This window comes from Faecousia intestinalis, assembly GCF_040096185.1.
Classification (GTDB): domain Bacteria; phylum Bacillota; class Clostridia; order Oscillospirales; family Oscillospiraceae; genus JAZOXB01.
Window position 1 is genome coordinate 1 of sequence record NZ_JBBMFF010000233.1, and the last position, 16,482, is coordinate 16,482.

Below are 16,482 nucleotides of genomic sequence, written 5' to 3' on the forward strand. Positions count from 1 at the left end.
GTGAGTGCCTCCCCGAGATTGCCACGTGCCGGTGGCCTCCTCGCAATGACAAATCGGGGGCCCCTACCGTTTTTACGATAGCCGGTTCGAATCGGCGGTTTACCGCCGGGCCTGGCTGTCCCCTCCCCTACAAAACAAATCATATCCGAAATTCTGACGGAAAGTGGGAAAATCCCTGCTTTCCGCATTTTGACATGCTCGAAATTCCTTTTTCCGGAGGTGTATCATGGAGCTGATCCTCGATCTTCTGCGGCGGCTGCCCGATTATCCCCGCCTGCGGACCGCGCTGGAGAGCGCGCAGGCTGTCGGCGTATCCGGCGCGGCGCAGATCAACCGTTCCCATCTCATCGCGGCCCTCTGCCGCGACACGGCCCGGCCCGCCGTGGTCGTCTGCCAGGATGAAATGGCCGCACGGCGCACACAGAGTGAGCTTGCCGCCTTCCTCGGCGCAGAGGCCCCTATCCTGCCGACGCGCGACCTGATGTTTTATGACGCCTCCGCCATCTCGCGCGGCTGGGAGCAGAAGCGCCTGCGCTGCCTTTACGATCTGGCGCGCGGCAAAACGCCCCTGCTCCTGACGACGCTCGAGGCGTTTTCCCTGCGCACGATGCCGAAGGCGCAGCTGTTCTCCGCTGCGATGCGCCTGCTGCCCGGCGCACAGCTCGAGCTGGAGGAGCTGATCTCCCGCCTGCTGCACGCGGGCTACTCCCGCTGCTCCCTCGTGGAGGGCGCGGGCCAGTTCAGCGTGCGCGGCGGCATCGTGGATATCTTCTCCCCGGCGGAGGAGCGCCCGGTGCGTCTGGAGTTCTTCGGCGACGAGATCGACACCATGGGCTATTTCGATCCCGTTACGCAGCGCCGCACCGAAAATGCCGACGAGCTCGTCATCCTGCCCGTGGCCGAGACGCTGCCTGCCCTGCACCCCGGCGGCATCGAGGGGCTGGCGCGGGAGCTGGACGGCCTGCTGGCCCGCCAGCGCCGCCGCAAAACGCCGAACGAGGCTCTGATGCGCACGCTGCAGGCTGACGCCGACGCGCTGCGGGGCGGCCTTGCCTTCTCGGCGGCCGACCGCTATCAGGCCCTCATCTATCCGGAGTTCGCCTGCGCCGCGGACTACCTGCCCGCCGAGGCGCTGGTGTTCTTCTGCGACCACGGCAACCTGCGCCGCAGCGCGCAGCGCGCGCAGGAGGAGCTGGGCATGATGCTCGACAGCCTGCTGCAGTCCGGCCTGCTGTGCGGCGAGCTGTGCGACTTTTCCGCAGACTGGGAGCAGCTGTGCGGCCGTGTGGCCGGGCACGGCGCGGCGTTCTTCGACTCGTTCCTCGCCGCGAGCTACCCGCAGAGCCTGCAGCCGTCGCTGCTCGTGAACGTCACGGCCAAGCAGCTGCCGTCCTACGGCGGCAATCTGGACGCGGCGGCCTCGGACCTCGCGTTCTATCAGAAAAATGACTATGCCTCCCTTGTGCTGTGCGGCAACCGCCGCCGCGGCGAGATCCTCGCCCAGCAGCTGCGGGAGAAGCATCTTTCCGCCTTCCTCGCCTTCCCGCTGGCAAAGCTTCCCGCGCCGGGACAGATTCTGCTGACGGACGGCGCGCTTCCGTTCGGCATGGAATACCCCGACCTGCGCTTCGCCATCCTGACGGAAGGCCAGCTGCTGGCGCAGACCGCTCAGAAACCGCGCAAAAAGCATCAAAAAGCGACCAACCGGCAGAAACTCAGCTCGTTTACGGACCTTTCGCCGGGCGACCTCATCGTGCATGAGTACCACGGCATCGGCCGCTATGTCGGCATGGAGCAGATCCGCGTCGACGGCATCATCAAGGACTATGTCAAGATCGCCTATCAGGGCACGGACACGCTGTATGTCCCGGCGACGCAGCTCGACCTCATCTCCAAATACATCGGCGGCGGCGAGGACACGGTCGTCAGGCTCAACAAGCTCAGCGGCGACCAGTGGCAGAAGACGAAGGCCCGCGCAAAATCCGCGGCCAAGGACCTTGCCGCCGGGCTCATCCAGCTCTATGCCGAGCGCAGGCGCCGCATGGGCTATGCCTTCGCGGCCGACACGCCGTGGCAGGCGGAGTTCGAGGATAACTTCCCCTACGCCGAGACGGACGACCAGCTGCGCTGCATCGAGGAAATCAAGGCGGACATGGAGTCGCCGCAGCCTATGGACCGCCTGCTGTGCGGCGACGTCGGCTTCGGCAAGACCGAGGTCGCGCTGCGCGCGGCCATGAAGGCCGTGCTCGACGGCAAGCAGGTCGCCATCCTGGTGCCGACGACCGTGCTGGCGCAGCAGCACTACACGACGGCCCTCAACCGCTTCCGCGGCTTCCCTGTGAACATCGGCGCGCTTTCGCGCTTTTCCACCCCGCAGCAGCAGCGCAAGGTCCTGTCCGACCTGCGCACGGGCACGCTCGACCTCGTGGTCGGCACGCACAAGCTGCTGCAGAAGGACGTGGAGTTCCACGACCTCGGCCTTCTCATCGTGGACGAGGAGCAGCGCTTCGGCGTGACGCACAAGGAAAAGCTCAAGGAGCTGGCCCGCGGCGTCGACGTGCTCACGCTTTCGGCCACGCCCATCCCGCGCACGCTCAATATGGCCCTGTCCGGCCTGCGCGACATGTCCACCATTGAGGAGCCGCCGCACGACCGCTACCCCGTGCAGACGTTCGTGCTGGAATATGCCGAGCCGGTGCTGATCGACGCCATGCGGCGCGAGATCGAGCGCGGCGGGCAGGTGTATTATCTGCACAACCGCGTCGAGAGCATCGAGCAGTGCGCCGCGCGCATCAAGCGCGCCCTGCCGGACGCCGAGATCGCCGTCGCCCACGGCAAAATGAGCGAGGAGGAGCTCAGCGACGTCATGCAGCGCATGGACGAGGGCGAGGTGCAGATCCTCGTCTGCACGACCATCATCGAAACGGGCATCGACATTCCGAATGTCAATACCTTGATCATTGAGGACGCCGATAAGCTCGGCCTTGCCCAGCTGCATCAGATCCGCGGGCGCGTCGGCCGCAGCAGCCGCCATGCCTATGCCTACCTGACGTTCCGCCGCGGCAAGGTCCTCACGGAGGTCGCCGAAAAGCGGCTGAACGCCATCCGCGACTATGCGGAGTTCGGCTCCGGCTTCAAGATCGCCATGCGCGACCTCGAAATTCGCGGCGCGGGCAACCTGCTCGGCGCGGCACAGTCCGGCCACATGATCTCCGTCGGCTATGACCTCTACCTCAAGCTGCTCGAGGAGGCCGTGCTCGAGGAGCGCGGCGAGCCGTCGCCGGAGGAGAGCGCCTGCACGGCCGACCTCGACGTCACGGCGAACATCGACAAGGCCTATGTGACCTCGGGCGAGCAGCGCATGGACCTCTACCGCCGCATGGCGGGCATCCGCTCGCAGAGCGATGCCGACGAGCTGCTCGACGAGATCGTCGACCGCTACGGCGACCCGCCCAGGGGCGTCATGAACCTCATCGACATTGCCCTGCTGCGCGCCCGCGCCAGCGCCGCCGGCATCCGCGACATCGCCCAGAAGGGCCGCACGCTCCGCTTCCGGCTGGCGCAGTTCGACTTTGCCGTCGTCTCCCGCGTGGCCGGGCAGTACCAGAAGCGCATGTTCGTCGAGCCGAAGAGCGACGAGCCTGCCATCACGCTCCAGCTGACCGCGAAGGAGGATCCCCTGCAGGCCGCGGAGAGGTTCGTGAAGACCTATCAGGGAGAGTAGGAGCTGCACGCTTTGCAGCACCGAGACATGCGGCAAGAGCAACATGGGATACAGCGGTGTACGGACATGGTACACAATTCACAGTCTTGCGATCGTTCGGTGAATCATAACGTGCTTCGATCGTCCGCAATGGGGAGCGGATAGCCGTAATTGCCGTCCTCCCTCCGGAACCCGCCCTTGAAATCCGCCTGCCACATGTCGTTGCAGGCATCCTTCTCGGACCGCGTGAGCGCCCTGCACTTCCGGGACTCCTCAATGCGGATGCAGCCGCGTCGATGCAGGATGCTGTATACATTGTTTTTGCAGATATGCTCACCATATTGCTGCGCTGTACATGACATTTTCTTGCTTACCGTCCCGAAGATTTTCTCAAAAAATTTCTTCGCCCCCCTCTTGACAAAGGCAAAAAATATGATTATAATGCACTTAATTTCAAACGACAAACCTGTGAGGAAGAAGAGTAGCACAGCACAGGGCATCCCAAGAGAGCTTCGGGTGGTGAGATCGGAGCGGTGCGCAGCGGTGTGAATGGCCTTCCGAGGGCGGCTTGAACGGGAAATTTTCCCAAGTAGGGTCCGACGGGAACCCTCCCGTTATCCGTGGGGTACGCATGATGGTGCGTAAAAGCGAGTGGACATCGCAAGATGTCAATTTGGGTGGTATCGCAGAAGCAAAGGCTTTTGTCCCATGTGGGGCAGAAGCCTTTTTTGTTTTTAAAATCCAGGCCGCCGGCACCGGTCCCTCCATCCGCCGCCCAAAATACCCATATAAAATTTTGGAGGAAAACAAAAATGAAAAAGAACATGCTGAGCCGTGTGCTGACTCTGGCCCTGGCCGCCCTGCTGGCCCTGTCTCTCTTCGCCTGCGGCAAAAAAAGCGATGACAATTCCACCGGTGCCGCATCCTATAAGGTCGGCATCTGCAGCTATGCGGACGATGCATCCCTGAACCAGATCGTGGACAGCATCGAGTCCCGGCTCAAGGCCATCGGCCAGGAGAAGGGCGTCACCTTCGAGATCAGCTATGATAACTGCAACACCGATTCCGCCGTGCTGAATCAGATCATCGCCAACTTCATGGCCGACAAGGTGGACCTGATGATCGGCGTAGCCACTCCCGTGGCCGTGGCCATGCAGGCCGCCACCGAGGGCACTGACATTCCCGTGGTCTTTGCCGCCGTGTCCGACCCTGTGGGCGCGGGTCTGGTGGAAAGTCTGGAGGCCCCCGGCGCCAACATCACCGGTACCTCCGACTATCTGGACACCGATGCCATCCTGGACCTGATTTTCGCCGCCAACCCTGACGCCAAGAGCATCGCCCTGCTGTATGACCTGGGGCAGGACTCCTCTGCCGCTCCCATCAGGAATGCCAAGGCGTACCTGGACAAGAGGGGCGTGTCCTACAAGGAGTATAACGGCACCACCACCGACGAGATCAGCCTGGCCGTCAGCAGTATCGTGGCCGACAAGGCCAGCGCCGTATTCACCCCCACCGACAACACCGTGATGACCGCAGAGCTGGCCATTTACGAGGCTCTGGCCAAGGCCGGCATCCCCCACTACACCGGCGCTGACTCCTTCGCCCTGAACGGTGCGTTCCTGGGCTACGGCGTAGACTATGCCAACCTGGGCGTGGAAACCGCCAACATGGTCTCCGGCATTCTTCTGGACGGCAGCAAGCCCTCCGCCACCCCCGTGCTGACCTTCGACAATGGCACCGCCACCATCAACACCGACATCTGCAGGGAGCTGGGCCTGAACTATGACGAGCTGGCCGAGGCCTTCGCCCCTCTGTGCACCAAGGTCCAGTCCATCGTCACCGCCGAGAGCTTCGACGATTTGAATCAATAAGAAATCAAACATCCATCAGCGGGCCCCCGCTGATGACCCTCGCACCGCCCACTCGGGAAACAACCCCATTGCATAGGAAAGGAGAAGCCTCTCATGAACATTTTATCTCTGGTCCAAACCGCCATGGAGCTGGGCCTCATCTGCTCGCTGACCGTGCTGGCACTGTTTTTGAGCTACTCCATGCTCAATGTATGCGACCTTTCCACCGACGGCTGCTTCACTCTGGGCGCCGCTGTGGGTGCTATGGTTGCCATTGCCGGGCATCCCTATCTGGCCATTCTGGCCGCCATGGCCGCCGGAGTCCTCTCCGGCTTCATCACCGCCCTGCTGCAAACGAAAATGGGCATTGACAGCCTCCTGGCGGGCATCATCGTCAACACCGGGCTCTACTCCATCAATATCGCCGTCATGGGCGGCTCCTCCCTGCTGAACATGAACAAAACCGAGACCGTGTTCACCAAGGCCCGGGCTCTGCTGCAGGACACCTTCCTGGCTGAGCAGTATAAGCTGCTTGTGGCGGCCACCGCCGTGATTGCCGTGGTCGTTTTTTTGGCCCTGTTTCTGCGCACCCGCTTGGGTCTGGCCATCCGCGCCACCGGCGACAATCCTGACATGGTCCGCTCCTCCTCTATCAATCCCACCTTTACCACCATCGTAGGCCTGTGCGTGGCCAATGCCTTCACGGGTCTGTCCGGCTGCCTGCTGGCCCAAAGTCAAAAATCCGTCAGCATCGACATCGGCACCGGCATGGTGACCATCGCCCTGGCCTCCCTGCTCATGGGTCAGGTGCTGCTGGGCAAGGGCAGCATTCTCAAGCGGGCCATCGGCATGGTGGTGGGCGCCTTTGCCTTCCGTCTGGTGTATACCATCGCCCTGCGGCTGGATATGCCCGCCTTCATGCTGAAGCTGGTGTCCTCGGTGATCGTGGTGCTGGCCATCGCCACCCCCTATTTCAAAAAGCAGCTGCCCATGCTGCGCCGCCGCATGGCTGCGCGAAAGGAGGCCCGCCTTCATGCTGAAGATTGAAAAAATATCCAAGACCTTCAACCCCGGCACCATTCATGAAAAGGCAGCCCTGCAGGGCCTGAGCCTGCACCTGCTCCCAGGGGATTTCGTCACCGTCATCGGCTCCAACGGCGCAGGCAAATCCACCCTCCTTAACGCCATCAGCGGCAGCTTTTTCACCGACAGCGGCAGCATTTATCTGGACGGAAGAAACATCACCTTCCTGCCGGAATATCAGCGCTCCCGCCAAATCGGCCGTCTGTTCCAGGATCCTATGCGCGGCAGCGCCCCCCACATGACCATTGAGGAAAACCTCTCTTTGGCGGCGGCCTCCGGCGGCTGGCTCAGCCATGTGACCCGGGCGGAAAAAGCCGCCTTCCGGGAAAAGCTGGCTCAGCTGGACATGGGCCTGGAGAACCGGATGAAGCAGCCCGTGGGGCTGCTTTCCGGCGGCCAGCGCCAGGCGCTGACGCTGGTGATGGCCACCTTCAAGCCGCCGAAGCTCCTGCTGCTGGATGAGCATACCGCTGCTCTGGACCCCGCCACGGCAGAAAAAGTGCTGGAAATCACCCGTCAGACCGTCTCGGAGAACCGTATCACCACCCTCATGGTCACCCACAATATGCACCAGGCCCTGGAGCTTGGCAACCGCACATTGATGATGGACAGAGGCCATATCATTCTGGATGTTGCCGGAGCGGAACGGGCGGGCATGACCGTGGAGGACCTGCTGGCTAAGTTCAAAAGCGGTGCTGGCAAGGCCCTGGACAATGACCGTATTCTCTTGTCGGAACAAACAAACTCGAATAGAAAAGGCGCATCGAATGCCGCGGACGGATAACGAAGCATGGAACAAAACAGTCTGTCCGGCGCGGCAAGGGCAAATAACATCACCGGGAGAAGCAAAAAGCTCTTATGATATGAGGCGCTGGAGCGGCAGCTTTTCGGATTTACGAAATAACGGCAAGCCTTTGCCGGCCGATGCCGGCGTTTATGCAGCAACGCTGGAATCCTGTCAGAATTTGTAAAAAATGGAAAAAAATCAGACATGTTTCCGGCCGAGATTTAGAACTGCACGGCACCTCTGTATGTGTATTTTTAATTGCATATAGCGGATGTTTGTGATAATATATATAGAACGCCATTGGTGTGGAAGCGGCCGCATGCCCGGCTTGTGGACATACCAAAATAAAGAAAGAAGGCAGGTTTATGAAAAGCACACACTTAAGAAAACGCATTGTGGCTGCATTGCTGGCCGTGGTGTTAGCTGTTAGTTTAGCTGCGCCATCTCTGGCAATTGAGGAAACAGGCGTCTCGAAATCAGGCAGCAATGGGCTGACTTGGGAGGAAATAGACAGCAGCTCTGTTCAGGTAGAGTCCCCCATTCAGGCGAATACCAGCGTAGTGGAAAAGACGGTAGAACACGAAGACACCGATATGGTTCGTGTCTCCATTATTCTAAAGGACGCCTCTACCCTGGAAAAGGGCTTTACCTCTGATGAGATTGCAGCTGCTGATCGCAGCGCCATGCAATATCGGCGGAAGCTGGAGAAGCAGCAGGACAGCATGGCTGCCGCCATCTCCAAGCAGGCACTGAATGGTGCAAAGCTGGATGTTGTTTGGAATATGACATTGGCAGCCAATATGATTTCTGCAAATGTCCAATATGGGCAGATCGAGAAAATCAAGGAAGTTGCCGGTGTGCAGGAGGTCATTCTTGAGAACCGGTATGAGCCCTGCGTGGTGAAGCAGGAGGAGACGGCGGATCCCAATATGGCTACCTCCGATAAGATGATCGGCTCCAGCGCTGCGTGGGCGGCAGGCTATACCGGCGCAGGAAGCCGGATCGCAATTATCGACACGGGCGCCGATGTGGATCATCCCTCTCTGGATCCGGATGCGCTGAAATATGCCTTGCAGGGGAGTAATGCGACGATCATGACGGAGGCTGACTTGACCGAAGAGGTGCTGAATCAGCTGAATGCATATACTCGCAAGGCCGGACTGACCGCAGCAGATTTTTATGTCAACGAGAAAATCCCGTTTGGCTTTAACTATGTGGATGCGGACACGGATATCACGCATGATAATGATACGCAGGGCGATCACGGCTCGCACGTGACCGGCATCGCGGCGGGAAACCGTTTTGTGAAGGACGAAGCCGGAAACTATGTCGCAGCGTTGGACTCTGTCATGACGCAGGGCGTGGCGCCCGATGCGCAGATCCTGACGATGAAGGTCTTCGGCAAGGGCGGCGGCGCCTATGATTCAGACTACATGGTCGCGATTGAAGACGCCATGGTGCTGGGCGCGGACGCAGCGAACCTCTCCCTGGGCGGAAGCTTCCCTGGCTACTCCGAGTATACGGAAGAGAAATACCGTCATATTCTTGATGAAATCGTCGGCAGCGGCATGGTTGTCACAATTTCTGCAGGTAATTCCGGCAGCTGGTTTGACCAAACTGCGTTTGGCCTTCCCTATGCGGGCAGTGTGAACTGGGCTACAAACGGCAGCCCCGGCTCCTATGTTAACTCGCTGTGTGTAGCCTCCGTCGATAACGCGGGCGTTACAGACAATTATCTGAAGGTGAAAGGTCATAACATGACCTACACGGAAAAAAGCTATCAGAACAAACCGATCTATACCATCGGCGGAAGCCATGAGTATATTTATCTGGACAAGATCGGTACCGCGGAAGAGTTCGCAGCAGTCAAGGGTGTTCTGGCAGGGAAAATTGCAATTTGCAATCGAGGCGATACCGCATTTTACGAGAAGGCAGAAGCCGCGGTTGCCAATGGCGCAATTGCGACCATTATCGTCAATAATCAGCCGGGCTCCAATTATATGGATCTGACCGATTATAAAAAAACGGAGCCCTGCGTCTCTATTTCTCAGACGGATGGCGCGTTCCTGCGTGAAAGCTCCACGAAGGTGACGAGCCAGGATGGCAGTGTTCTGTATTATAGCGGCGAGATGTTTGTGAGCTCCGAGCGGGAGTCTTGGGATTTGGGAGAAGACTACTATACGATGAGCAGCTTCTCCAGCTGGGGCATTCCCGGCGCCCTGACGATGAAGCCGGAGATCACGGCGCCCGGCGGCCGGATCTACTCCCTGAAGGACGGCGGAGAGTATCAGAATATGTCCGGTACCTCTATGGCTTCTCCGCAGGTAGCCGGAATGGCGGCGCTGGTCGCTGAGTACATTAAGCAGAACGATCTGGCCGAAAAGACGGGACTGGCTGTGCGTACGCTGGCCCAAAGCCTGCTGATGTCAACTGCTCAGCCGATCGTTGAGAAGCAGGGTGTTGATGAGCAGGGGAAGACACTGGAGGGTTACTACTCTGTTCTGCAGCAGGGTGCAGGCCTTGCAAATATCGGCGCGGCTGTCAATAGCGGAAGCTATTTGATGATGGATCAGGATGCAACAGATTCGTATGCAGACGGAAAGATCAAAGCCGAGCTGGGAGACGATCCCCAGCGCACCGGTGAGTATTCCTTTGGCTTTACGCTGTACAATCTGGAGAATACGGACAGCACGTTTACCTTAAGCGCTGATTTCTTTACGCAGGCGGCACTTCAGGGCGAGCTCAATAACGGGAACGGGCAAGTCATGAATTTCTCGGACAAAAAGACTGCCGCATTAGCCGCGGACGTTGTCTGGGACGTGGATGGGAAAACGCTGAAGCCGGAAATGCCTGCGGAGCTGGACGGCTGCGACTTTGACGGAAGCGGCAAGGTAACCGCGGATGACGGTCAGGCGCTGCTGGACTATGTGACCGGCGTGCGGACTGAGATCAGCGGCAAGAGCTGTGCGGATCTGGATAAGGACGGAGACATCGATACCTATGATGCTTACCTGTTCTTCTCCCGCTTGAGCAGCGCTGCCGTGACGGTGCCTGCAAACGGAAAGATTCACGTCACGATTCGTGCAAAGGTTCTTGGTCTGGACAGCTACGACGAAAAGAACGGCGGTGCAGGCGCTTATGTCGAGGGTTATGTATTTGCCAACGAGGTAAGCAGTAAAGAGGGTGTCGAAGGGACCAGCCATTCTATCCCGGTGCTGGGCTACTACGGAAATTGGACCGATGCCTCCATGTTTGATGTCGGCAGCTTTATTCAGTATCACTACGGCATGGAGACCCGTCCTCCCTACATGCTTGCTGCAATTCAGCAGGCAGCGCAGCTCCAGTCGCTGACCATAAAATACAAAGGCGTGGATGACTCCTATTCCCTTGGCGGAAATCTGTATGTAGACGACGGATTCTACGATGCAGACCGCTATTCCATCAACCCGGATACCGCAAAGATCTCTGATATTTATTTCTGCCTGATCCGAAATGCGGCCAATGGCCGGATCACTGTGACCGGCGAGGACGGTACGGTATATCTCAACAAGGAGACTCAGGCTCCGATCATTGGCGCCTACTATTTCTCGAACCAGAAGACGTGGATGCAGGTGCAGAGCGGCTTGTCCGTGGATTGTGCGCCGGATGCCGCGGAAGGCGAAAAGCTGACTGTGAAGCTTACCATGGCGCCGGAGTATTATGTGGATTACAGCGGCTCGACGCTTTCGACGGATTGGGATGCGCTTGGTGAGGGAGCAAGTCAGACCTATACGATGTTTGTTGACAAGACTGCTCCTACGCTGACCGGCATTACGCTTTCCGAGGACCTGATCAACGACGGACGGGTCATGACCGTTACGGCCTCCGACAACAGATATGTTGCAGCAGCGGTGCTGTACGATTACTCGACCGGGAAAATCCTTGCGAGGACGGGCGGTTCTCCGAAGGGAGCAAGCCGCGGCGAGGCTGTTACCATGTCGTTGGATGCAAACGGAACAGCAAATGCAGCGCATCTGCTGCTGCAGGTATATGACTACGCAAACAACTGCAGTACCTACAAGATCAATCTGAACAAGTCTGAGCTGAATGATCCTGTTGAGGTTTCCTTGAATCGCAGCACGCTGAAGCTTTTCAAGGGCGGCACGGCGACGCTGGAGGCGGAAGTAACGCCGTTCGGCATCCATCCCGATACGGTGACCTGGACCAGCGACAATACGAATGTGGCTACCGTGGACGAAGACGGTACGGTTACCGGCATTGGAGACGGCACTGCCACGATCACGGCAACCTCTGTAAAGGATCCTACCAAGAGCGCAGCCTGCACGGTTACCGTTGAGGTTTTGAAGGTTACGCTGACCGGCGCGCTGATGGATGGCTCTTCCACCTCCCAGTTCTATACGTGGGATATGGAAAATGATACTACATGGACGCCGGGGGCTGTGATGGAGGTCGATGGCATTACCTCTACCGCATATGACACTGACCGCAACAATGTCATTGTGGTTGACGGAAATGAACGGAAGCTCCATCAGGTCGACATGGAGAGCGGCAAGGTTCTGGCGGACTATGATGCCGTTGCGGGCGGTAACTTTAATGTGCCGCTGTTTGATCTGGAATACAGCGAGCTGTTTACCAAGGGCGACATTCCGGCCTGCTACAGTATCTATAACTTTATGCTCAACAAGCCTGCGGAACTGGGCAGCATCCGCACGGACGGCTTCATGCTGTTCATTGATTTCCTGCTTTACGGAAACGGAGCCGATAAGTTTACGGCGATGACCTCGCTCGGCAAGACAAAGCTCGATCTGGATCAGGACGGCACTGCGGAAACGGATGCGGAGGTGCTGCTGCTGCTGGATAACCGCGGCAACGTGTGGACCTTCCAGATTTATGACGGGATCGACTACAGCAGCACGACAGGCAAATATGAGATTGCAAAGTCTAACCTGACCAGTGCATTTAAAATGTACTTCATGGGCGACGATAACGGCACGCCGCTGTGCTCTATGGTTCCCACGACGGTCAACGGACAGCTGGCATTGTATTTGTCCTACTTTACCGGCAAGGCCAATGAGCTCTACCGTCTGACATACGATTCCGCCAAGAACTTCTGGACCGGCGAAAAGCTGGCCAGCTTCGGCGAGAATGTATATCCGGCAACGATCCTGAAGATCGACAATCATGAGGCCAACCAGACGGAGCTGGAGCAGATCGTAAGCAATCTGCCGCTTGGCTCCCACACGGTACAGTCTCAGGATTTGACAGACATGCTCAAATCTGCTGCGGTTGAAGAAACGGCCGCGTCTTATGGTGCGCTTAATACAGCAGCAGAAAAAACCGCATCGGCGAAACCGGCGGCTGACATCGCGGGCGAACAGCCTGCATTCTCGGAGATCATCACCTCGGAGGATCAGAACACGGTCACCCTGAAGCTGGTGTCGGGAGGAACGGCCCCCACCACGAACGGGCTTATGAGCGTCAGCTACGATGCTGCCGGCTGGGAGCTGAAGAATGTCATTGGAAACGCGCAGTATTTCTCCTACAAGGCTGAAGCCGGAAAGGTAACGCTTGGTTATGTTTCCGTGGACAGCATGCCTGCCGGAGAACAAGTCGCAGAGCTGACGTTCACCAAGACGAATGCCGGCAAGGACGCCGATCCTCGGTTCACGGTCCAAAAGACAGAGCGCAATGAACAGCGGATCGATGAGGTGGAGCATCTGACGGCAAGCAGCAACCGGGATGATCCGTGCCCGTCGAAGGAATTCCGGGATCTCAGCACAACGGCTTGGTATCATGAGTCCGTGGACTATGTGTTGTCTAAGGGCATTATGCAGGGCTACGGCGACGGCACCTTCCGCCCCGATGAGACCGCGACCCGTGCCCAGGTGGTGACGCTGCTCTATCGCATTGCGGGAGAACCTGCTGTGGATGATTCCAAGGCCCTGCCCTTCACCGACGTGAATCTGGAGAGCTGGTACGGCAGCGCCCTGCGTTGGGCTTACCAGAACGGCATCACCACCGGTGTCAGCGCGGATACCTTTGCGCCTGACGACTGCGTGACGCGCGAGCAGTTGGTTTCCTTCCTCGCTCGGTATGCCAAGGTGACCGGCGCCTATGAAAAGGTGTCCGAAGACCTAAGCAGCTTCTCTGACAGAGGTCGTGTCTCCTCCTATGCTGTGGAATCCATGCAGTGGGCTGTTGCCAACGGCCTCATTCTCGGCACGGAAACGGGCAAGCTGGAGCCCATGGCTACGGCCACCCGTGCTCAGCTTGCGGCAGTGGTCGCCAGATACTGCCAGAGCATTCACTGATTTCTATCCGAAACGGCGTGCTTACCGGGGGCGTATTGCCCCGCGGTGAGCACGGCGCAAGCCCCAGGGCTTGACAAAAAAACAACGTGCAAAAGCAGCCCCACAGAAGTGTTTCTGTGGGGCTGCTTAGACTCTCAAAACCCTGCCTGGCCGAAAGTCAGTGTCCGTTTATGATACCACGTTCCGCGGCCTCGCAGCGGCACTTCGGGGGGCAGCCGCCATGATCCTGTTCGGACGGTTTACATAAAGTTCACAATTGTAACGCTTTTGTTGGCAAAACGTTGTTGCATTTTGGCGGCTTCCCGGTATAATAGGATAGGAACAAACGGCGGCGGATGCCGTCTGGAGAATAGGCGGCATTCTGCCGTAGAACCACCGGAGAAGGAGATTCAAATGGGTAAATTTGAAAAAGGCAAACGCCCGACGCAGGCTCAGTCCTATGCCGAGCCGCAGCGTGCGCCGAAAAAGAAAAAGCAGAAAAAGCAGTCCCGCCTCGGCCTGATCGTCGCGCTGCTGGCTGCAGCCGTCGTGCTCGTCGGCTGCGGCGTGGGCTATATGTTCCTGCGCGACGACGGCAGGATCGTCAACAACCTCTATGTCGCAGGCGTCGATCTCAGCGGCATGACGAAGGAGGAGGCGCGCGCCGCGCTCGAAAAGGGCGTGAGCGTCTATGGGAAGGAAAATATGAACGTCGCGCTCTACACGCGCGCCTACGATACATTCACCTCGACATATGACCCGGCGCAGATCCCGCTCGTCGACATTTTCGGCAAGCCGCTCGATGCCTCCGCGCAGACCGAGGCGACGGAGCCGACCGAGACCGCGCCTTCGGAGACGGAGCCGGTGACGGAAGCGCCGACCGAGGCCCCGACGGAGGCGCCGACCGAGGACCCGAACACCCCGCGCGACGAGGACGGCAAGCCGATGACGCTGCTGACAAAGCTGTGCCTGACGCCGTCGGACACGGCGGTCCGCCTCGACCTCGACAAGGCCGTGGAGGCTGCCTATGCCTACGGCCGCGGCGGCGGCCTGTTCTCCCGCGTGAAGAAGAACGCGCTGACGGAGCGCACCGATCTGAACGTCGCCGATTTCCTCACGCTCGATGAAAGCTACGTCCGCACGATGCTGGACGAATATGCCAAGGACGCCGTGAGCGAAAAGACGGAGCCCTCCGTCACCGAGGGCACGACGACCGTGACGGACGACGAAGGCGAGGAGCGCGAGCTCAAGACCCTGACGGTCAAGCTCGGCAGCGCGGGCCGCGAGATCAACACGGACGAGCTGTACAAGGCCGTGCTCACCGCCTATGCCGACGCGAATTTCGAGATGCAGTATGTGGTGGAGGAGGACCTGCCGGAGGCCTTTGACCTCGACGCCCTGTACCACAAGTATTATGTTGCGCCGGTGAACGCCGTGTGCAACGAGGACACCTATGAAGTGACCGACGGCTCGGACGGCTACGGCTTCGACATCAAAAAGGCCATGGACGAGCTGGAGAAGGCAGGCCCCGGCGGCGAGGTCACGCTGACGCTCGACGTCATCGAGCCGCAGTACACGAAGGAATCCCTGCAGGAGAAGCTGTTCCACGATGAGCTTGCCGGCTATGACAGCCCGTACAACGCCGGTCTCATCGGCCGAAGTGAGAACCTGCGTCTGGCCTGCCTGGCCATCAACGGCTATGTGCTCAAGCCCGGCGAGACGTTCTCGTTCAACGGTGTCGTCGGCGAGCGCACGGCGGCCAAGGGCTACAAGGAGGGCGGCGTGTATGTCGGCGGCGAGACCGTCCAGCAGCTCGGCGGCGGCGTCTGCCAGGTCGCGTCCGTGCTGTACTACTGCACGCTGAAATCCGACCTCGAGGTCATCGCGCGGCAGGAGCACCAGTATGTGCCGGACTATATCCCCTGGGGCATGGACGCCACGATCTACTGGGGCAGCCTCGACTATAAGTTCCGCAACAACACGACCTATCCCATCCGCATTCTGGCGGAGGCCTCCGGCGGCTATGTCCGCGTGCGCTTCATGGGTACGGAGACGAAGGATTACACCGTGGAGCTGGACTACAAGGCCGCGATGACCCACAAGAGCAAGACCGAGGAGGTCGAGATCTCCAAGGGCATGAAGAACTACGACAAGTACAAGGACTATAAGGACGGCGAGCGCATCCAGGTCGGCTACGACGGCTATGAGGTCGATACCTACCGCATGAAGTACGACAAGAACGGCAAGCTGCTGTCCACGGAGAAGGTCAACCACTCGAGCTACGACTGGCGCAACCGTCTGGTCGCCAAGCTCGTCGAGGAGACGGAGCCCCCCACGGAGGCGCCGACGGAGCCGACGGAAAGCCCGACGGAAAGCCCGACGGAAAAGCCCACGGAGCCGGAGCCGACGGAACCGCCCACGGACGCCCCGACCGAGTCCACCGGCGGCGATGAAGAAGCGCCGTGATCTTAAAAACCGGACCGGCTCACCCAAATGAGCCGGTCCGATTTTTGTATCTGACAGGATAGAAAGGCACGGGGCAAGCGGAAAGCGGAGAACCTGCCAAGGCTGCCGGCCGTGCGTTGTAGGGGACGGCGTCCTCGACGTCTCGTGGCGCAACGGCAAATTTCCGTGCACTCTCGTCGACCGCACACGCCATTGTAGGGGAGCGGCATGCCGCTCCCCTGCAATGCGCAGTTGGTGGCCTTGCGCCATAAAATCAATGCCGCAAAATCAGCCTGCATGGCGGTCACGGACCGCCATGCAGGC

At 59.3% G+C, this 16,482-nt stretch carries 6 protein-coding genes and 1 other annotated feature; all 6 genes read left to right on the forward strand.

All coding sequences use genetic code 11. The annotated features are described in order from the left end of the window. The first annotated feature begins 226 nt into the window (after positions 1-226). A complete protein-coding gene (mfd, locus tag WMO66_RS09405; protein WP_349136172.1) occupies positions 227-3,724 on the forward strand; it encodes a transcription-repair coupling factor in 3,498 nt (1,165 codons plus the stop codon). A 438-nt stretch (positions 3,725-4,162) separates the two neighbouring features. Then, positions 4,163-4,415 (forward strand) — a binding site (T-box leader). A gap of 100 nt (positions 4,416-4,515) precedes the next feature. Beyond that, positions 4,516-5,574 (forward strand): ABC transporter substrate-binding protein, encoded by a 1,059-nt coding sequence (locus tag WMO66_RS09410; protein WP_349136173.1) that lies wholly within the window; start codon positions 4,516-4,518, stop codon positions 5,572-5,574. A gap of 93 nt (positions 5,575-5,667) precedes the next feature. Continuing rightward, complete coding sequence (locus WMO66_RS09415; RefSeq protein ID WP_349136174.1) at positions 5,668-6,600, forward strand: ABC transporter permease; 933 nt, start codon at positions 5,668-5,670, stop codon at positions 6,598-6,600. Further along, positions 6,587-7,420: an ABC transporter ATP-binding protein gene (locus WMO66_RS09420; RefSeq protein WP_349136175.1), complete on the forward strand. Its 834-nt coding sequence runs from the start codon at positions 6,587-6,589 to the stop codon at positions 7,418-7,420. Before WMO66_RS09415 ends, WMO66_RS09420 begins: the two co-directional genes overlap by 14 nt. Before the next feature lie 368 nt (positions 7,421-7,788). After that, complete coding sequence (locus WMO66_RS09425; protein WP_349136177.1) at positions 7,789-13,734, forward strand: S8 family serine peptidase; 5,946 nt, start codon at positions 7,789-7,791, stop codon at positions 13,732-13,734. Positions 13,735-14,127: 393 nt separating this feature from the next. Further along, a complete protein-coding gene (locus tag WMO66_RS09430; RefSeq protein ID WP_349136178.1) occupies positions 14,128-16,179 on the forward strand; it encodes a VanW family protein in 2,052 nt (683 codons plus the stop codon). Positions 16,180-16,482: the final 303 nt, after the last annotated feature.